This window comes from Devosia sp. Root436, from assembly GCF_001426345.1.
Classification (GTDB): domain Bacteria; phylum Pseudomonadota; class Alphaproteobacteria; order Rhizobiales; family Devosiaceae; genus Devosia.
Window position 1 is genome coordinate 701294 of record NZ_LMEM01000009.1, and the last position, 17925, is coordinate 719218.

The window sequence follows — 17925 nt, forward strand, 5'->3', positions numbered from 1 at the left end:
GACCTAGATGACCGACCTGCCGACCAGCGGTAACCGCCCAGCCTTCAAGGTCCCATCGGCCGCGTCGGTCGTTGACCTGCTGCGCTCGGGTGACATCGCCCTGGCCGCAGGCGTCATGGGCCTCATCGTCATCCTCATCGTGCCGATGCCGGCTTTGCTGGTGGACGGCCTTCTGGCCATCTCGATCGTCTTCTCGGTGATGATCCTGATGACGGCCCTGTTCATCCAGAAGCCACTCGAATTCTCGTCCTTCCCCACGGTGCTGCTGATCGCGACCATGCTGCGGCTGGGCCTCAACCTGGCCACCACGCGCCTCATTCTCTCGGATGGTCACGAAGGCACCGCCGCCGCCGGCCATGTCATCGAGGCCTTCGGCAATTTCGTCACGCGTGGCAATTTCGTCATCGGCATCGTGGTCTTCATCATCCTGGTCATCGTCAACTTCATCGTCATCACCAAGGGTTCCGGCCGTATCGCCGAAGTGGCCGCCCGCTTCAGCCTCGACGCCATGCCCGGCAAGCAGATGGCCATCGACGCCGATCTCTCTGCCGGCCTCATCGACGAAGACACCGCCAAGCGCCGCCGCGCCGATCTCGAAGGCGAAAGCGCCTTCTTCGGCAACATGGACGGCGCCAGCAAGTTCGTGCGCGGCGACGCCATTGCCGGCCTCATCATCACCTTTATCAACGTCTCCGCCGGCATGCTGATCGGCATGATGCAGGAGGGCCTTTCCTTCCAGGAAGCCGGCAATGTCTATACGCTGCTGACCATCGGCGATGGCCTCGTCTCCCAGATTCCGGCGCTGATCGTCTCGACCGCAGCCGGTATTCTCGTTTCCAAGTCCGGCGTCACCGGCTCGGCCGACAAGGCCCTCTCGGCCCAGTTCACCGGCTATCCCCGCGCCCTGGGCATGTCGTCCGCGGTGATGGGCCTGCTCGCCTTCCTGCCCGGCATGCCGGTATTGCCGTTCCTGGCGCTTGCCGGTGGCGTGGGCTATGTCGCCTGGCGGGCGGCGGGCAGCAAGGATGTCAAAGAGGCAGAAGCCGCCACCAGGACGGCGCTGGACGCCATGGCCGGCCAGCAAAGCGCCGCCGCCGCTGCCGAGGCGCCGATCACCGAGAGCCTCAAGATCGACGAGCTCAAGCTCGAACTGGGCTATGGCCTGCTGAGCCTGGTCAAGGAAGACGAGAACGGCTCCGACCGCCTCACCGAGCAGATCAAGGCCCTGCGCCGCCAGCTCGCCATCGAGCTCGGCTTCGTCATGCCGCCGGTGCGCATCCTGGACAACATGCAGCTTGAACCCAACGTCTACAAGGTTCGCATCAAGGAGGTCGAAGCCGGCACGGGCGAGATTTATGCCAACCAGCTCATGGTCATGGACCCCTATGGCAGCCAGATCGACCTGCCCGGCACCCATACGACCGAGCCCACCTTCGGCCTGCCGGCGACCTGGATTGAGCCAGCCTTGCGCGACGAGGCCGAACTGCGCGGCCTCTCCATCATCGACCCGTCGACCGTCATTTCGACGCATCTGACCGAAGTGCTCAAGGCCAATGTGGCGGACCTGCTGAGCTATTCCAACGTCCAGTCCCTGCTCTCGGGCCTGCCCAAGGACCAGCAGAAGCTGGTGGAAGACATCGTCCCCGGCCTCATCTCGGTGTCAGGTGTGCAGCGCGTGCTGCAGACCCTGCTCAACGAGCGCATCTCGATCCGCGACCTCTCGACCATCCTCGAAGGCATCGCCGAAATCGCCGGCCCCGGCCGCTCGGTGCAGACCATTGCCGAACACGTCCGCAGCCGCCTGGCCCGCCAGCTCTGCGCCGCCAATCTGGGGCCCGATGGCAACCTGCCGCTGCTGACCCTGGGCCCGCAATGGGAACGCGACTTCGCCGAGGCCATGGTCGGCGACGGCGATAACCGCCACCTGGCCATGGCCCCGAGCCGCCTCCAGCAATTCATCGGCGCCATCCAGTCCGCCTATGAGCGCGCCGCCCAGCAGGGCGAGCTGCCGGTGCTGATCACCTCGCCCTCGATCCGCCCGCATGTCCGCTCCATCATCGAGCGCTTCCGCCCGCAGACCGTAGTCATGAGTCAGAACGAGGTCCATCCCCGCATCCGCCTCAAGACCGTCGGCAGCGTGTGATATGGCCGTCCGGTTCCCCCTCCCCGATATCGTCCGCCGCCGGGCCGAGTCCGAAGGCCAGGTGGGAAACGACTGGCTGGCCTCGCTCGACGATAATCTCTTCGAGCTTGAACACGACTGGGGCCTGACCATCGGCCAGGCCCTTTCGGGGGGCAGCACGGCCTTCGTCGCCGAAGCCACTGACGCGAAAGGCCAGAGTTTCGTCATCAAGCTGCCCACGCCGGGCAGCCTGATCGGACGGCATGAAGTCACCGTTCTCGCCATCGCCCGGGGCAAGGGTTATGTCCGCCTGATCCGCCAGGATGCCGCCCGCCGCGCCATGCTGCTCGAACAGCTGGGCACGCGGCTCGACCAGCACGACATGCCCTATCGGAACAAGATCGACATCATGTGTTCCACCCTGCTGCAGGCCTGGATGCCGGTCCCGGCCGGCGGCGCCTATACGACCGGCGCGGAAAAGGCCAACAGCCTGGCGCTGGCCATGCTGGGGATGTGGCAGGATCTTGGTCGACCCTGCGCGCAGGCCGTTCTCGACACCGCGCTGATGTATTGCCGCGACCGCGCCGCGGCCTGGCGTCCGGAAAATGCCGTGCTCGCCCATGGCGACCCGCACCCGGCCAATATTCTCGAAGTGCCCGAAAGTGCCGGGCGGCAATGGAAATTCATCGATCCCGATGGCCTTGCCATCGAACCGGCCTATGATCTGGGCGTCCTGCTACGCGCCTGGCACGAAGGCGTCGCCGGCCGCCACGCCCACGATATCGCCCGCAGTCATGCCCGTCACCTCACGACGCGAACCCAGGTTCCCGCCGAGGCTATCTGGCAATGGGGCTATATCGAGCGCGTTTCCACCGGCCTGCACCTGATGGAACTGGGCGAGATGGACGAAGGCCGCCTTTTCCTTGCAGCGGCCGATGCCATCGAGGCTTCGAGCTGAATAAGGCCTGTCTCCCAAAAGTGGCCCGGGTTCTGGGACAAAGACATGTGTAAAAACAAAGACCTGAAGCGCGTCGCGACGCGCGTTAGCCCCGCTTCGGAATTTCCAGTCCGCGCTGCACTGCCGGCCGCGCCAGCCCGCGTTCGAGCCAGGCCGGCACGTTCCTGAGGCTGGCATAGTCCACCAGTTCGGACGCACCATAGAAGCCGACGAGATTGCGCACCCAGCCGAGTGTCGCGATATCGGCGATGGAATAGTCGCCCACCAGCCACTCGCGGTCATCGAGGCGGGTCTCCAGCACGCCGAGCAGGCGCTTGGATTCGGCGGCATAGCGGTCGCGCGGGCGCTTGTCCTCATAGGCCGCGCCGGCGAATTTGTGGAAGAAGCCGAGTTGCCCGAACATCGGCCCGATCGCCGCCATCTGGAACATCACCCACTGGATGGTCTCGTAGCGCGTCGCCGGATCGGCGGAGAGAAACCTGCCGCTCTTTTCCGCCAGGTAGATCAGGATGGCGCCCGATTCGAACAGCGCCAGCGGCTTGCCGCCGGGCCCGTTGGGATCGATGATGGCGGGGATCTTGCCGTTCGGGTTGAGCGCCAGATATTCCTGCCCCCAGGTCTCGTTCTTGGTGATGTCCACCAGGTGCGGCTCATAGGCCAACCCGGTCTCCTCCAGCATGATCGATACCTTGACCCCGTTGGGCGTCGGCAGCGAGTAGAGCTGAATCACATCGGCATTGGCCGCCGGCCAGAGCCTAGTGATGGAGAAGTTCGAGAGGTCGGCCATGGGTCTATCGCTCCGTCAAGGCTAGTTTGGCGCCAAGCAGCACGAAGGCGCCGGCAAAGGTACGGCGCATCAATACCACGATGGCGGGCCTGGAAATCACCTGGCCGCGTATCGCTGCAGCGAACAGACCGTATGCTGCGAACACCACAAAGGTCGTCGCCATGAACACCCCGCTCAGCTCCAGCATGCGGGCCACCGCATTGGGTGTTTCCGCCGGCACGAATTGCGGCAGGAAGGCAAAGAAGAAGATGGAGAGCTTGGGATTGAGGATGTTGATGAGAATGGATTCGACGATCACCTTGCCCGCCGATTTTGCTTCCTGATCCGCCTCGACACTCGATGCCCCGGTTTCCCGGAGCGTCGCCCAGGCCATGTAGAGCAGATAGGCCACGCCGAGATATTTGACGATCTCGAAAGCCAATGCGCTGGTATGCAGGATCGCCGCGAGCCCGGTAATCGCCGCCAGCATATGCGGCACGATCCCCAGCGTGCAGCCGAACGCGGCCCACAGGCTTGCCTGGCGGCCTCGGCTCAGCCCCGCGGCAATGGTGTAAAGCGCGCCGGTGCCGGGCGACACGACCACGATCAGCGTGGTGACCAGGAATTCGATGCTCATGGCCGGTCTCCGCATGCGGCAGGGCGTCTATTTGCCTGCGCTTTGCCCGCCCACGCAAGCCCGAGGATGACCCGGTTAAGGGTGGCACCACCCCACCCACGGCCGCAAGGTGGAGTACGGCACAAGCGGGCAATGGTCCTCGGATCGAGCCCGAGGACGGTCCGGCGAATGTGGGAGGATGGGGACCCACTTATCCTTCTTATCCCCCTCCCCAAAACCTCCCGTATCCTCTTCCCATCACCCCACGCGGCGGCCTGCAAGGCGAACAGTGGTGGGGTGAGCCGGGTGGGGGCTTTGCCTCTCCCACAGGTTCGAGTCCGGGCGGAAGCGTGTGCGCGACCCCCGTACAGTTCCAAAAACCGGCACCCCGAGACGGTGCGCGTCTCATTTTTAAATTTACTCAGGGGCGTCAGCCGTCTCGGGGTCCGCTCGCTGCCGTCCCGGCATGCGTCCAACCATGACAACCGCAGCCCAGGCGGCGCCTTGGCACACCTGCAGGAACCTCTATCCTTGCCAGGCCATTGTTCCCACTGATCGGGGCCGACCATGAAACTCTTCACCTGCGACCACTGCGGCAACACCGTCTATTTCGAGAACGCGCTGTGCGAGCGCTGCGGCCACCAGCTCGGCTACCTGCCCGGCCACAACGCCCTGGTGTCGCTGGTCGAGGATGGCGGGCTGTGGTCTACGCCGGCCTTTCCCGACGATGCCTACGTGTTCTGCGAAAACACCCATCACGGCGCCTGCAACTGGCTGGTCCGCGCCGAGCCGGGCGGCGATATCTACTGCGCCGCCTGCCGGCATAACGAGACCATCCCCGCCATCGACGATCCGCTCAACCTCGCTCGCTGGCAGGTCATCGAACGCGCCAAGAAGCGCCTGTTCTATTCCCTGCTCCGCCTGCGCCTGCCGCTGGAAACCCGCAGCGAAAACCCCGCACACGGTCTCTCCTTCCGATTCCTCGCCGATATGCCGGTGGCCAATGGATCGGTGCTGACCGGCCACGAAAGCGGCATCATCACCATCGCCTTGGCTGAGGCAGACGATGCCGAACGCGAGGCCCGCCGCACCAGCATGGGCGAGCCCTATCGCACCATGCTCGGCCATTTCCGCCACGAGATCGGCCACCATTACTGGGATTTGCTGGTCGCTGGCCAACCGGCCCAAGCCCGTTTCCGCGCGCTGTTCGGCGATGAGAGCGCCGACTATGGCCAGGCGCTACGGGCCTACTATGCCAATGGCGCGCCCACCGGCTGGCCCCAGACCCATATCAGCGCCTATGCCACCGCCCATCCCTGGGAGGACTTTGCCGAAACCTTCGCGCATTACCTGCATATCACCGATACGGTCGAGATGGCCGCCGCCTTCGGCATCCGCGCGCGGCCGCGCAGCGAGGATACCAGTCTCGCCGTCCGCGTCGATTTCGATCCCTATGCCACGCCCGCCATCCAGACCATCATCGACAACTGGATTCCACTGGCCGCCATGCTCAACAACCTCAACCGCGCCATGGGCCACCCCGACGCCTATCCCTTCATCCTCACGCCGGAAGTGGTCGAAAAACTCGGCTTCGTGCATGAACTGGTGCATGGCCGCCGGGATGACATCGCTGTCGGGACTGGCTAATTTGCCGTCATGCCCATCACCATCCTCATCGTTCCGCCTTTCTCCACCCTCTGCAACGCCGCCTTCGCCCTGCGCCGCGAGGTCTTCGTCTGGGAGCAGAAGGTGCCCGAGGACGAGGAAAACGACGCCGACGACCTGACCGCCACCCATTTCGTCGCCATCGCCGCGGGCGAAGTGGCGGGCACGCTCCGCCTCATCGACAAGCCCGAGCACATCAAGATCGGCCGCGTCGCCGTGCGCCAGTCCTTCCGCGGCCATGGCATCGCCAGGCAGATGATCCTCGCCGCCATGGACCATGCCCGCGCCATTGGCCGCGACCGCTTCTATCTCACCGCTCAATCGGACAAGCTGGGCATGTATGAAAAGCTCGGCTTTGTCGCCTTCGGCCCGGAATTCCAGGATGGCGGCATGCCGCACCGGGCCATGCGCAGCTATGACCGGGACAGTGCCGCATTAACCAGTTAGCGGCCTCTTAAGCCTGTCGCACGACGACCGTCCCCCTGCCCCGCGCTTTGCGCTATTGTCGGCGATGTCGGGAGGCCTGCGCACCAGTTTGCGCGGCGCCCAGCACAATACCGCCAGGGAGGCGGAGAAGGCCGGCCTCGTTGCGAGAGCCGGCCTTTTCAATTCCACCGCGACAAATCGGCCCGGAACGTCTGCGCGTGTCGCTGCGTTGTCGAGACATTATGGGCCGCACGATGCGCCACCGGCAAAGTTTTGCACCGCACGGCCCGTCCATTTCAACAATGAACCTACGGAGCCTACTATGATCCGCACCCTTCTGGCCACTACAGCCCTTGCTGCGCTGCTCGCCACCGGCGCCATCGCCCAGGACGCCGCGCCTGCCGATCCGGCCGTGCCCCCGGCTACCGAAGCCCCGGCCGATCCCATGGCCCCTGCCGCTGAGCCGGCCGCTCCCGCGGCCACTGACGTCGCCCCGGCTGCTGGCGCCGATGTCGAATCCGGCGCCATGGAAGACACCGACGTCATGGAGCCCTGGGACATGTCGGCCGGCTACGTCGCCGCTGATACCGACAATCTCGGTTCGCGCCTGATCGGCCAGCCGGTCTATTCCACAGCCGGGGACGATGCCGAGGAAATCGGCTCGATTTCCGACCTGGTCTTCAACGAAGATGGCCAGATCACGGCCGTCGTCATCGGTGTTGGCGGCTTCCTCGGCATCGGCGAAAAGGCCGTTGCGGTCGACTTCCAGTCGCTCGAATTCACCCTCGCGGCCGACAATACCGAGCGCTGGGTGCTGCCAACCACTGCCGACGCGCTGACCGCGGCTCCCGACTTCGTCTGGGAGGAAGATGAGCCGGTCGACGTGACCAGCGATCCGGCCATGGCCCCCGCCGATCCGGCAATGGCACCGGCTGATCCGGCCGCCCCCGCCGATCCGGCTGCGGCCCCGGCAACCAACTGATCCCTCGCGGATTATCCCTCGGATGGGCCGGCCTTCGGGCCGGCCCATCTGCGTCACAGGAGACCTCAATGCTGCGCCCGCTCATCACCGTCCCGGCCCTTGCCATGCTGCTGGTCGCCCCGGCCCTTGGCCAGGCCGCGCCCACCGAACTCGAGCAGAGCGGGCTGACCCCGCCCACCGTACTCTCCGAAGGCTACGCAACCGGCGGCGAAGACGTGCTGGTGACCAGCCTGCTGGGTGAAACCGTCTATGCCTCGATCGACGACGCTGCCGAGGAAGTCGGCACCATTACCGACATGGTCGTGACCTCGGGGCTCGGCATTTCGGCCGTGGTCATCAGCGTGGGCGGCTTCCTCGGCGTCGGCGAAAAGGATGTCGCGGTCGATTTTTCCCAGCTCGAATGGGCGGCGCGCGATGACGGCTCCCGCCGCTGGGTGCTGGCGACCACCGCCGAGGCCCTGGCCGCCGCTCCAGCCTTCATCTGGGCCGACAGCGAGGAGGCCACCGGCGAGCCGGCGCTCACCACCCAGCAGGAGGAAGACCAGCTGGTGGATGGCGACCCCAACAATATCGGCATCGATCCCGACTTGACCACCGACGCGCCGGAGCGCCAGACTATCGCCACGCCCCTCGACCGCAGTGGCTTCTCGCCCTTCGACGAAACCGGCCTCACCGCCGAAGACCTGCGCGGCATCGCCGTCTATGGCATCAATGACGAACAGATCGGCGCCATCGGCGATATCGTCAGCAATCCCGACGGCAGTTTCGATGCCGTCATCGTCGATGTCGGGGGCTTCCTCGGGCTGGGCGCCAAGCCCGTCGCCGTGGGTTTCGACAATCTGGTATTTTCCGCCGACACCTTCGGCAACCGCTACCTGTTCCTCAACACCACGCGCCAGCAGCTCGAAAACCAGCCGGCCTACGACCCAGTCACCTATGCCGGCGAACGCGAAAGCCAGCGGATGATCATCGCACCATAAGCAAGAAGGCCCGCATCTGCGGGCCTTTTCAAAATCTCGCGCCGGCGGTCAGCGCTGCGAAAAGCGCAGCCGGCCGATCTCGTCATATTCGGCCTGCTCGACCTTGAGCTGCTCGGTCGCCTCGCGCTGATGCTCGCGCTGGTCGAGCAACTCGACCTTCTTGAGGTCTTCGAGCGCTTCGGCTAGGGCATCCTGGGCCGCTTCGAGCTTGCCCTTCATGTCATTGGCGGAATTGAGCAGGTTGTCGCGCCGCGTCAGCGCGGCCTTGGCAAAGGTCGAATAGGCAAAGTGCGCCACATCGGAAATGCCGGTCTTGGTGTGCTCGATTTCGATCTGCTGGTCGAGTTCGGACGCCATGCGCTCGAAATCGGCAATCATCATCTCGATCTGCGCAACCTGACGGCGCTTCTCGTCCACCTGGAACTTCTTGAGCCGTATGAGGCTCTCGCTGCGCGATTTCAAGACCTGTACTCCTTACACATCAAGTCAGTTCCGGGACCAACACACGATCCCATCAGTCTGCCGCACCCGCCTCGGCCACGATCGCTTCGAGCATTTGATAGCCCTCCGCGATTCCGGTCGTTTCTTCCCGCTCCTGCCCGAGAAAGGCCTCGAGCGCGGGATAGATGGCGATCGCGCGGTCCACTTTCGGATCTGACCCTTTCCGGTAAGCCCCCAGCCGGATCAGTTCCTCCATGTCCGAATAGATGGACATGAGCTCTCGCGCCTTTTGCAGGACCGGCCGAACATCGGCCGGAACACACCCTGGCATGGTGCGCGAAATGGACCGGAGCACGTTGACGGCGGGATACCTTCCCCGCTCGGCAATTCCGCGCTCCATTACGATGTGCCCATCAAGAATACCGCGCACGGCATCCGCAATAGGCTCATTGTGATCATCACCTTCCACCAAAACGGTAAATAGTCCGGTAATGGAACCCGTCGTCGGCGTTCCCGGCCCCGCTCGCTCCAGCAGGCGCGGCAGTTCGGTGAAGACGGTGGGCGGGTAGCCCTTGGCCGTGGGCGGCTCGCCGATGGCCAGCCCGATCTCGCGTTGCGCCATGGCAAAGCGGGTGAGGCTATCCATCATGCACAGCACGCGCATGCCCTGGTCGCGGAAATATTCCGACAGCGCCAGGCTCATATAGGCCGCCTGCCGCCGCATCAGCGCCGCCTCGTCGCTGGTGGCCACCACCACCACGGCGCGCTTCAACCCTTCCTCGCCCAGATATTCCTGGATGAACTCATGCACCTCGCGGCCGCGTTCGCCGATCAGCCCGATGACCGCCACGTCCACATTGGTATTGCGCGCCAGCATGCTCATCAGCACCGACTTGCCGACGCCCGAGCCGGCAAAGATGCCCAGCCGCTGTCCCTCGCACACCGTGGTAAAGGTATTGAGGCACCGCACCCCCAGGTCAAGCGGATCGCCCACCCGCACCCGGTCATGCGCCAGCAATGGATTTTGCCGCAGCGGATAAGGCGTGGCGCCGCGCGCCAGCGGCCCCTTGCCGTCGATCGGCTCGCCATCGGCATTAATGACCCGGCCCAGCCAGGCTTCCGAGGGGAACGCCGCGCCGTCGTGGCGCTGGAACACCGCCTTGCAGCCCAGCCGCACGCCCGAGAGCTGGCCGAACGGCAGGCACAGCGCATGCCCGTCCTTGAAGCCGATGATTTCGGCCGCCAGCAAATCCTGGTTGACCGTCTCGATCTGCACGCGCCCGCCGACGCGCAATTCACGCACCGGCCCGACGATCTCGACGAGCAGGCCCTGCACCGATTTGACGCGACCGAACACTTCGATGTCGTCGATCGCCTCGATTGCCGAGATCAGCGCTTTCATGCCGCTTGACGTATCCCTGGTGGCAAGACCCGGACTATGGTTTCCATATCCGTCGAATCGTGTCGCACTACGAATCACACAGTAACCGATCGTTAAGCAAAAGGCGCTATTTGAGGGGTTGGCCCGGCCTGTCCGCCCCAATGCGTCGACTCCTCGCCAAACCCCTGACATAGCTGCAATTGCTTGAGTCGAAAGAGTCGGTTGAAACGACTTCTTAAACCATTTTCTTAAGAAAAATTGATAAGATTAACCCTTAAATTTCAATGACTTAGACTAAATTCATCCTAACGCCATTTGCGTATTGCCGAACCGAATTAAACTTTGTTAACTATTTGGGCTTAGGGTTCAGTCATATCCAGTAGGGTTGGAGTGAGAAGAGCGTGTTGTTCGCTCCTCACGGGTTCCAGCAGGAACGAATGACAAGGGGAATATAATGCGGGTACTCCTTATTGAGGACGACAGCGCTACGGCGCAGAGCATCGAACTGATGCTGAAGTCCGAAAGTTTCAACGTCTACACCACCGATCTCGGTGAAGAAGGCGTCGATCTCGGCAAGCTCTACGACTATGACATCATCCTTCTGGACCTGAACCTGCCCGACATGAGCGGCTATGAGGTGCTTCGCACCCTGCGCGTCGCCAAGGTGCAGACACCGATCCTCATTCTATCCGGCCTGGCCGGCATCGAGGATAAGGTTCGTGGCCTGGGCTTCGGCGCCGACGACTACATGACCAAGCCCTTCCACAAGGACGAACTCGTGGCCCGCATCCACGCCATCGTCCGTCGTTCCAAGGGCCATGCCCAGTCGGTTATCCAGACGGGCGACCTCACGGTCAACCTGGACACCAAGACCGTCGAAGTGCAGACCCAGCGGGTGCACCTCACCGGCAAGGAATACCAGATGCTCGAGCTGCTCTCCCTCCGCAAGGGGACCACGCTCACCAAGGAAATGTTCCTCAACCACCTCTATGGTGGCATGGACGAACCCGAGCTCAAGATCATCGACGTGTTCATCTGCAAGCTCCGCAAGAAGCTCAGCGTGGCCACCGGTGGCAAGAATTACATCGAGACCGTATGGGGCCGCGGCTATGTGCTGCGGGAGCCCGACGAGAGCGAAGTCTATAACGAAAACGTTGCCTGACCCGTCAGGCTCCATCGTCACAAGAACCCCGCGACATCGTCGCGGGGTTCTTTGTTTTCACGCAGCTCCTGTGATCAGCCCCAGCCCACCGAGCCTGGGCTGAGCGGTGGTGACATGGGCGACATGGGCGTGCCGCTCTCGCCGTCGCGCCTTGCCGTGCTGCTCGCCACGTCCCACACAGCTGTCATCAACCAGACCGACCTGCTCTACGGCTTTATCGAGCCCTTCCTGCCGGGGGAAACGCCCGCCGGCTCATGGGTCAGTAAGCGGTTGCGAGGGAAGGCCGATGCTGGTTTCATCCCCGCCATGACCCAGGATTCCGAAACCCACCGCGCCATCAATTCCGTCTGGAAAATCGAGCAGTCCCGCCTGATTGCGGGGCTGACGCGCATGGTGCGCGACATCTCGCTGGCCGAGGAACTGGCGCAGGATGCCCTGGTCATCGCGATCAGGACCTGGCCGGAATCCGGCGTGCCGCACAATCCCGGCGCCTGGCTGATGCAGACGGCCAAGCGCCGGGCCATCGACTATTTCCGCCATCGCAAGATGGCGGCGACCAAGCTGGAAGAGGTCGGCCGCATCATCGAGGATGACGCACCCGACCACGAAGCCGACATCATCGAAAGCCTGGACGACGAGGTCGGCGACGACCTGCTGCGGCTGATCTTCACCTCCTGCCATCCCATCCTGCCGGCAGAATCGCGGGTGGCGCTGACCCTGCGCCTCTTGGGTGGCCTCACCACCGAGGAGATCGCCCGCGCCTTCCTTGCCGCCGAGCCCACCATCGGCCAGCGCATCGTGCGGGCCAAGAAGACCATCGCCGATGCCGGCATCCCCTTCGAGGTGCCGCGCGGCGAGGAACGTGCCGAACGGCTGAGCTCGGTACTGGGCGTGCTCTACCTCATCTTCAACGAAGGCTATTCGGCGACATCGGGCGACGATCTGATCCGCCCCCAGCTGTGCGAAGAAGCCATGCGCCTGGGCCGCACGCTGGCCCGGCTATCGCCCGACGATTCCGAGGTCCATGCCCTTGTGGCGCTTATGGAAATCCAGGCTTCGCGCGCCAATGCCCGCACCAACAAACAGGGCGAGCCGGTGCTGCTGCTCGACCAGGATCGCTCGCGCTGGGACCAGTTGCTGATCCGCCGCGGCCTCGCGGCGCTCGACCGCGCCACCGCGCTGGGCGGAGCGAATTTGCCCTATGCCCTGCAGGCCGCCATCGCCGCCTGTCACGCCCGCGCCCGCAAGGGCGCCGACACGGATTGGTCAAGGATTTCAGAGCTTTACGCGGTTCTGGCGCAGGTGACGCCATCGCCGGTGATCGAGCTCAACCGCGCCGTCGCCGTGTCCATGGCCGATGGCCCGGCGGCGGCTCTGGTGCTGATCGACGCTATCAAGGACGATCCGGCACTCAGGAGCTACCACCTGCTCTATGGCGTGCGCGGCGACCTGCTCAGCAAGCTTGGCCGGCAGACCGAAGCCATGCTCGAATTCCGCCGCGCGGCGGAGCTGACCCGCAACGAACGGGAAAAAACCTATCTGCTCGGCCGTGCCGAGGCCGCGGTCTAAATTACACCGACATGATGCGAAGGGGATAAGTCAGGCGGCGAGCGAGGCGCCGGGATCGAACTTGGCTTCTAGAATGGCCCGATCGAAGGGTTTCATCATGTAGTCGCTGGCGCCCGCCTTGAGGGCCAGGGCGATGGCGCCGATGTCGTTCTCGACCGTGCAATAGACGATATGCGGCTTGTCGCCACCGACGTAAGCCCTTAGCAGCTTTAGGAATTCCAGCCCGCTCATGATCGGCATGTTCCAGTCGAGCAGGATCGCATCCGGCATTTCCTGGCGGCATTTATCGAAGGCGTCCTGCCCGTCTTCGGCTTCCTCGACGATATAGTCCATGTCTTCGAGAATGCGGCGCGCCACTTTGCGCACCACACTCGAATCATCGACAATCAGGCAGGATTTCATCCCCAAAAGGCTCCGCAGAGGCAAACGCTCGCCCCGATTATGCGGTCACACTTCCTAGGAATTGGTTAGCAGACTGCTAGCATTGACGCGAGCCACGCGTGAATCAGGCGGTCGCCGCCTTCGGCCTGGCGGTGAGGAAGAACATGTCGTTTTCGAGCCCGATATCGAGCTCCATGTCGGTCATACGGGCCAGGAGGCCCGTATAGAACGGCTGGATGCCGCGCGCGTCGACAAAGCCCTCTTCGGGGGTGCCCGCAAGCAGCCCGGCCGAACCTGACGGCACCAGCGTCTTCTGGCGCTTTTCGGGATCGCTTTTCGAGGTGAACTCGAATTTCTCATTGCCGGCATCGCCCGATATCGACGCCGTCACGACCCCGCCGCGCGGCACCGACATGGCGGCGATGAGCAGCAGGTTCATGAACAGCTTGGCCTTGTGCTTGGGCAGAAGGATCAGCGGCACACTCCATTCGAGATCGGCCTTTTCGATCTCGAACAGGATACGCGCCACGCGCTCGCATTCGCGCGTATCGATATCGGTGCCCGAGGTCGAGGAGGCGCCATAGGCCAGGCGCGCGAATTCGAGCTTGGCGCGGCTCTGCCGGGCGGCGCTGGCAATGAGGTCGCGCGCGCCTTCAGCCATTTCGCCCTGGTTGGGGTCGGCCAGCACTTCGAGCCCGTTGCCGATCGCCCCGATGGGATTGATCAGGTCATGGCAGACCCTGGAGCACAGCATGGCCGCCAGGTCCGTTGCCTTGAGCTCGATGATGTCCATCCCTGCAGTCTCCATAAGAATCACTTTTGCCGACATTAGAGGGTGATCGGCAGAAGTGGACAGATGAAATGCGCGCCTAGTTGATCGAAAGGCCCTTCGACAGGCCCGGCCAATTGGCCTCGGCCATGATCGCCGCTTCATCGGGGGAGAGGATGAAGGCCTCCCGGTTGGCGGCGGAATAGAACAGGTAGAGCCGTTGCTTGAAGACGAAATACATGGCCGGATCGCTGTCCGACACATAGCCGCGCGCCACCCCCATGGCGCCATGCCCGCCAAACTGCGGCGCGTAAATCTCCGGCGCGCTTTTGAAGATATCGCGGTTGGCAGCGGTGGCGAAGTGCCAGGGCACGTTGTTCCAGATGAACTCGAAATCTCCCCGGCCCTGCAGCGGCTCGGGCTCGGTGAAATAGCTCACCGGGTCCATGCCGTAGATGCCGATGCCGGTCAGCGGATCGGTGACGATCAGCGTCACCACCGACTGCGCCCGGGCCGGCACGAGGGCGAGCGAAACCATGCCCAATAGCGGCAAAACAAAGGCGAGCATGGTTAAGATTTGTTTAGACGTTTGCTTCATCATTGACCCAATGATCGGCATGCCGGCGACCAAAGTCCGCCAGCCAAAACTACGGTTCAAGCCTTAACGACTCCGTAACCGCCAGCCTGCCGTCGCCCGGGGAGAATTCGATGTTCAAGCGCCTTGCCCTCCTTGTCGCCCTGTTGTCTGCCTTCCTGGCACCGGTGCCATCGGCCTTTGCCCAGGGCTCGCTCAGCGACACCTATGAGGGCGAGGACCTGATCAACAGCGGCAAGCAGTTCTTCGGCTCGGCCTCCCAGGGCCTGGCCTCGCTGGTCGAGCAGGCGGTCAGCCAGTTCGGCCTGCCCAATGGCTATATCCTGGGCGAGGATGCCGGCGGGGCGCTGTTTGCCGGCGCCCGCTATGGCGAAGGCGTGCTCTATACCCGCAATGCCGGCGAATATAACGTCTACTGGCAAGGCCCCTCGGTCGGCTTCGACGTGGGCGGCGACGGCTCCAAGGTCATGATGCTGGTCTATAATCTCAACCAGATTCAGGACGTGCTGGGGCGCTTCGTCGGCGTCGATGGCTCGGCCTATATCGTGGGCGGCTTCGGCATGACCGTCATCAAGCGCTCCAATATCGTCATGGTGCCCATCCGCTCCGGCGTCGGCGCCCGCCTCGGCATCAATATCGGCTATCTCAAATTCACCAACGAGCCGACCTGGAACCCGTTCTGACGAACCGGGACATCCTGCCACGCTGGCCATCGCCGCGGCGGGGCGATAGTGTCGCCTGCCAGGGTATAGGGCGCTGACGGGGCACCGAAATTGCATGTAGGACGGTCTTATCGGCTGATTGACTTTGCGCTCTGGTCGCGGCGCAGCGTGGTCTACATGGTGGTGGTCAGCCTCCTGGCAATCGGCCTCTACCACATGCCGGGCATGGCCGGCTTCAGCCTGCCCTGGCAGGTGGTCGTCGTGCTGGGCACCACGGTCTCCCTGGTCGCCGGCTTCAAGAATGCGCAGGTGCTGTCCCGCGCCGGTGAGGCGCTGCAGCTTTTCGCGCAGATCGCGGCCACGAGCCGCCTTTGGACCAGCCTCTGCCGCGACTTCGCCGACGCGGACATCGCACGCATATTGATCTACCGGCACCTGGCCTGGCTCACCGCCCTGCGCTTTTCGCTGCGCCGCCCCATGCCGTGGGAAACCATAGCCCGGCCGGCCAACCGCGAATTCCGCAGGCGCTACAATATCCAGGAAGACAAGAGCTCGCTGCAGGCCGAGATCGAGCCCTTGCTGGGCAGCGGCGATGCCGCCACGGTGCTCGCCGCTCGCCACCGGCCGCTGCAGGTGCTCGACCTGCAGGGCCGTCACCTCAACCAGCTGCTCAAGGAAGCGGCCCTGCCCCCACCCATCTATGGTGAACTGATCAAGTCGATGCGGGAAATCCACGACCAGCAGAGTCGTGCAGATCGCATCAAGAACAATCCCTATCCCCGCCAATACGCCATTGTCGGCACCATGTTCGTGGCCATTTTCTGCACCATGCTGCCCTTTGGCACCGTGGCGCTGTTCGCCGAACTCGACGATGTACTGGGCGCTGCGGCCATCTGGCTGACCATTCCGTTCAGTACGCTGCTGGGCTGGATGTACATGTCGCTCGACCAGGTGGGCGAAAGCACGTCCAACCCCTTTGAGGGCAATGCCAATGACGTGCCGATCAGCCAGATCTGCCGCGACATCGAGATCGACCTGCGCAGCGCGCTCGGCGAGACCGACCTGCCGACCCCGCTGCCGGCCATCAATGGCTTCGCCACCTAGCGGCGGCGCGATCAATCTTGCGGCAGGCGCCGCAGCGGGCCCGTGACGGGCTGCGCCAAACCCGTTAGGGTTAATCGCTGGCAAATGTAGCGGGGATACCGCCGCTGCCGGATAAGGGATTGCCCGTATTGCGTGCCGATGCGGTTCCGGAGTTTGACCGATGGTCATCGAGAACATCATGTATTTCGCGTTGGGCCTGCTGGTGGCGGGCCTGGTGGCCCTGATCATCCTGCCGGCCGTATGGAAGCGCGCCGTGCGCCTGACCAAGCGCCGCATCGAAGCCGCCACGCCCATCACCATGGCCGAATTTCGCGCCGACAAGGACCAGTTGCGCGCCGAATTCGCCCTCTCCACGCGGCGCCTGGAGATGAATGTCGAGACCCTGCGCAAGCGGCTGGCCGAACAGCTTGGCGACGTCAACCAGAAGCGCAGCGACCTCGGCCTGCTCAAGGCCGAGCGCGACCAGAACCTGCTCGCGGTCAAGGAACTCGAAGCCCGCGAAGAGGAACTGCGCGCCCGCATCGCCGAACTGGAGCGCGATGGCACCGATCTGGCGCAGCGCCTGCGCATGCGCGACCGGGAACTGGAAACGCGCAGCGGTGAACTCGTCACCCTGCGCGACACGGTGCGCGGCGGCCTGCCGCGCGGCACCGATCTCGACGGACGTCCGCTGAGCGGCGACTATGACGAAGATATCGACCGGCTGACCACCGCCCTCGCCATCGAGCGCAAGCGCGCCAGCTTTCTCGAGGACCAGGCCAAGAGCCTGATCACCAGGCTCGAAAGCTCCGACCGCCGCAGCGCCGAGGCCACGGCGGCCATCGCCCAGATGCGCGAGGCCCTGGCCGGCCGGGACGACAAGAAGGCTGCCGACGCCGAAAACCTCGTCGCCGCCGAAGCGCGCATCGCCAGCGCCGAGAACCGGCTCAATGCCCTGCTCGCCGAAACCAGCCAGGTGGTGGAACAATCCGAAGGCCGGGCCGAACAATTGCTGGCCGACAAATTGAGCCTCGAAGCTGAGGTCGAGGCCCTGCGCAAGAAGGTGGGCAATGTCGAATCCACTATCCTGGCGGACTGGGACAGCGAACGCATCGAGGAAGCCTATCTGCGCGAAAAGCTCAATGACATCGCCGCCAGCGTCAGCCGGCTGGTCTATGCGGTGGACAATGAGACGCCAGCTATCGCCAGCACCGAGGAAAGCCTGTTCGACCGCGTGCAGCGCTTTGCCGATGACGGCGAGGGCACGGACGCCTTGCCGGTCAAGCCCGCCAAGGGCGAGCGCAAGGGCGGTTCGGTGACCGACCGGATGGCGGCGCTAAGGGAAATTCAGGGGCGGTAGGGATAGT

At 63.9% G+C, this 17925-nt stretch carries 18 protein-coding genes; 11 read left to right on the plus strand and 7 right to left on the minus strand.

Annotated elements, in window-relative coordinates; translation table 11 throughout:
* Positions 1–7 precede the first annotated feature (7 nt).
* Both flhA and ASD04_RS08355 read left to right on the plus strand, forming a co-directional pair.
* On the plus strand, positions 8–2143 hold the full coding sequence (gene flhA / locus ASD04_RS08350) for a flagellar biosynthesis protein FlhA (RefSeq protein WP_056255277.1): 2136 nt from the start codon (positions 8–10) through the stop codon (positions 2141–2143).
* Position 2144: 1 nt separating this feature from the next.
* Positions 2145–3080, plus strand: a complete 936-nt coding sequence (locus ASD04_RS08355) for an aminoglycoside phosphotransferase family protein (RefSeq protein WP_056255279.1) — start codon at positions 2145–2147, stop codon at positions 3078–3080.
* Between the two features lie 85 nt (positions 3081–3165).
* Here the strand turns inward: ASD04_RS08355 and ASD04_RS08360 are convergent, their stop codons facing one another.
* Both ASD04_RS08360 and ASD04_RS08365 read right to left on the minus strand, forming a co-directional pair.
* The gene (locus ASD04_RS08360; protein WP_056255282.1) at positions 3166–3867 is read right to left on the minus strand and encodes a glutathione S-transferase N-terminal domain-containing protein; all 702 of its coding nucleotides are present in this window, start codon (positions 3865–3867) and stop codon (positions 3166–3168) included.
* Between the two features lie 4 nt (positions 3868–3871).
* Positions 3872–4483 carry a LysE family translocator gene (locus tag ASD04_RS08365; RefSeq protein WP_056255283.1) on the minus strand — a complete coding sequence of 204 codons (612 nt, stop codon included), beginning with the start codon at positions 4481–4483 and terminating at the stop codon, positions 3872–3874.
* A 546-nt stretch (positions 4484–5029) separates the two neighbouring features.
* Between ASD04_RS08365 and ASD04_RS08370 the strand changes: the two genes are divergently transcribed.
* The 4 genes from ASD04_RS08370 (at position 5030) to ASD04_RS08385 (ending at position 8515) form a co-directional block, all read left to right on the plus strand.
* Positions 5030–6109: a putative zinc-binding peptidase gene (locus tag ASD04_RS08370; RefSeq protein ID WP_056255286.1), complete on the plus strand. Its 1080-nt coding sequence runs from the start codon at positions 5030–5032 to the stop codon at positions 6107–6109.
* 9 nt (positions 6110–6118) lie between these two features.
* Positions 6119–6574, plus strand: a complete 456-nt coding sequence (locus tag ASD04_RS08375; protein WP_056255287.1) for a GNAT family N-acetyltransferase — start codon at positions 6119–6121, stop codon at positions 6572–6574.
* A gap of 301 nt (positions 6575–6875) precedes the next feature.
* A complete protein-coding gene (locus ASD04_RS08380) occupies positions 6876–7535 on the plus strand; it encodes a PRC-barrel domain-containing protein (protein WP_056255289.1) in 660 nt (219 codons plus the stop codon).
* Between the two features lie 68 nt (positions 7536–7603).
* Entirely contained in the window at positions 7604–8515 is a 912-nt protein-coding gene (locus tag ASD04_RS08385) for a PRC-barrel domain-containing protein (RefSeq protein WP_056255291.1), read from the plus strand.
* Between the two features lie 48 nt (positions 8516–8563).
* Here the strand turns inward: ASD04_RS08385 and fliJ are convergent, their stop codons facing one another.
* Together fliJ and fliI are read right to left on the minus strand one after the other, a co-directional pair.
* Positions 8564–8977, minus strand: coding sequence for a flagellar export protein FliJ (gene fliJ, locus ASD04_RS08390; protein WP_056255293.1), 414 nt, complete (start codon positions 8975–8977; stop codon positions 8564–8566).
* A 52-nt stretch (positions 8978–9029) separates the two neighbouring features.
* Entirely contained in the window at positions 9030–10358 is a 1329-nt protein-coding gene (gene fliI / locus ASD04_RS08395) for a flagellar protein export ATPase FliI (RefSeq protein ID WP_056255294.1), read from the minus strand.
* Between the two features lie 433 nt (positions 10359–10791).
* On the opposite strand from fliI, the gene ASD04_RS08400 reads away from it, so the two are divergent.
* Positions 10792–11499, plus strand: coding sequence for a response regulator transcription factor CtrA (locus ASD04_RS08400; protein ID WP_056235506.1), 708 nt, complete (start codon positions 10792–10794; stop codon positions 11497–11499).
* A gap of 114 nt (positions 11500–11613) precedes the next feature.
* Entirely contained in the window at positions 11614–13068 is a 1455-nt protein-coding gene (locus tag ASD04_RS08405; RefSeq protein WP_348271015.1) for an RNA polymerase sigma factor, read from the plus strand.
* A 30-nt stretch (positions 13069–13098) separates the two neighbouring features.
* Here ASD04_RS08405 and ASD04_RS08410 read toward each other — a convergent pair whose 3' ends face one another.
* The 3 genes from ASD04_RS08410 to ASD04_RS08420 form a co-directional block, all read right to left on the minus strand.
* On the minus strand, positions 13099–13470 hold the full coding sequence (locus ASD04_RS08410; RefSeq protein ID WP_056255296.1) for a response regulator: 372 nt from the start codon (positions 13468–13470) through the stop codon (positions 13099–13101).
* A 103-nt stretch (positions 13471–13573) separates the two neighbouring features.
* Positions 13574–14242, minus strand: coding sequence for a histidine phosphotransferase family protein (locus ASD04_RS08415; RefSeq protein ID WP_056255298.1), 669 nt, complete (start codon positions 14240–14242; stop codon positions 13574–13576).
* A gap of 76 nt (positions 14243–14318) precedes the next feature.
* Positions 14319–14786 carry a YHS domain-containing (seleno)protein gene (locus ASD04_RS08420; RefSeq protein ID WP_056255300.1) on the minus strand — a complete coding sequence of 156 codons (468 nt, stop codon included), beginning with the start codon at positions 14784–14786 and terminating at the stop codon, positions 14319–14321.
* Positions 14787–14926: 140 nt separating this feature from the next.
* On the opposite strand from ASD04_RS08420, the gene ASD04_RS08425 reads away from it, so the two are divergent.
* The 3 genes from ASD04_RS08425 (at position 14927) to ASD04_RS08435 (ending at position 17918) form a co-directional block, all read left to right on the plus strand.
* Positions 14927–15496, plus strand: a complete 570-nt coding sequence (locus ASD04_RS08425; RefSeq protein ID WP_056255302.1) for a DUF1134 domain-containing protein — start codon at positions 14927–14929, stop codon at positions 15494–15496.
* A 90-nt stretch (positions 15497–15586) separates the two neighbouring features.
* The gene (locus ASD04_RS08430; protein ID WP_056255304.1) at positions 15587–16579 is read left to right on the plus strand and encodes a bestrophin family ion channel; all 993 of its coding nucleotides are present in this window, start codon (positions 15587–15589) and stop codon (positions 16577–16579) included.
* Positions 16580–16739: 160 nt separating this feature from the next.
* On the plus strand, positions 16740–17918 hold the full coding sequence (locus ASD04_RS08435) for a hypothetical protein (RefSeq protein ID WP_056255305.1): 1179 nt from the start codon (positions 16740–16742) through the stop codon (positions 17916–17918).
* The last annotated feature ends 7 nt before the right edge of the window (positions 17919–17925 follow it).

Excerpts from the sequence above, each read along its gene's own strand:
- flhA (WP_056255277.1), top strand. The coding sequence starts at position 8 with ATGACCGACCTGCCGACCAGCGGTAACCGCCCAGCCTTCAAGGTCCCA.
- ASD04_RS08355 (WP_056255279.1), top strand. The coding sequence starts at position 2,145 with ATGGCCGTCCGGTTCCCCCTCCCCGATATCGTCCGCCGCCGGGCCGAG.
- ASD04_RS08360 (WP_056255282.1), bottom strand. The coding sequence starts at position 3,867 with ATGGCCGACCTCTCGAACTTCTCCATCACTAGGCTCTGGCCGGCGGCC.
- ASD04_RS08365 (WP_056255283.1), bottom strand. The coding sequence starts at position 4,483 with ATGAGCATCGAATTCCTGGTCACCACGCTGATCGTGGTCGTGTCGCCC.
- ASD04_RS08370 (WP_056255286.1), top strand. The coding sequence starts at position 5,030 with ATGAAACTCTTCACCTGCGACCACTGCGGCAACACCGTCTATTTCGAG.
- ASD04_RS08375 (WP_056255287.1), top strand. The coding sequence starts at position 6,119 with ATGCCCATCACCATCCTCATCGTTCCGCCTTTCTCCACCCTCTGCAAC.
- ASD04_RS08380 (WP_056255289.1), top strand. The coding sequence starts at position 6,876 with ATGATCCGCACCCTTCTGGCCACTACAGCCCTTGCTGCGCTGCTCGCC.
- ASD04_RS08385 (WP_056255291.1), top strand. The coding sequence starts at position 7,604 with ATGCTGCGCCCGCTCATCACCGTCCCGGCCCTTGCCATGCTGCTGGTC.
- fliI (WP_056255294.1), bottom strand. The coding sequence starts at position 10,358 with ATGAAAGCGCTGATCTCGGCAATCGAGGCGATCGACGACATCGAAGTG.
- ASD04_RS08400 (WP_056235506.1), top strand. The coding sequence starts at position 10,792 with ATGCGGGTACTCCTTATTGAGGACGACAGCGCTACGGCGCAGAGCATC.
- ASD04_RS08405 (WP_348271015.1), top strand. The coding sequence starts at position 11,614 with ATGGGCGACATGGGCGTGCCGCTCTCGCCGTCGCGCCTTGCCGTGCTG.
- ASD04_RS08410 (WP_056255296.1), bottom strand. The coding sequence starts at position 13,470 with ATGAAATCCTGCCTGATTGTCGATGATTCGAGTGTGGTGCGCAAAGTG.
- ASD04_RS08415 (WP_056255298.1), bottom strand. The coding sequence starts at position 14,242 with ATGGACATCATCGAGCTCAAGGCAACGGACCTGGCGGCCATGCTGTGC.
- ASD04_RS08420 (WP_056255300.1), bottom strand. The coding sequence starts at position 14,786 with ATGCTCGCCTTTGTTTTGCCGCTATTGGGCATGGTTTCGCTCGCCCTC.
- ASD04_RS08425 (WP_056255302.1), top strand. The coding sequence starts at position 14,927 with ATGTTCAAGCGCCTTGCCCTCCTTGTCGCCCTGTTGTCTGCCTTCCTG.
- ASD04_RS08435 (WP_056255305.1), top strand. The coding sequence starts at position 16,740 with ATGGTCATCGAGAACATCATGTATTTCGCGTTGGGCCTGCTGGTGGCG.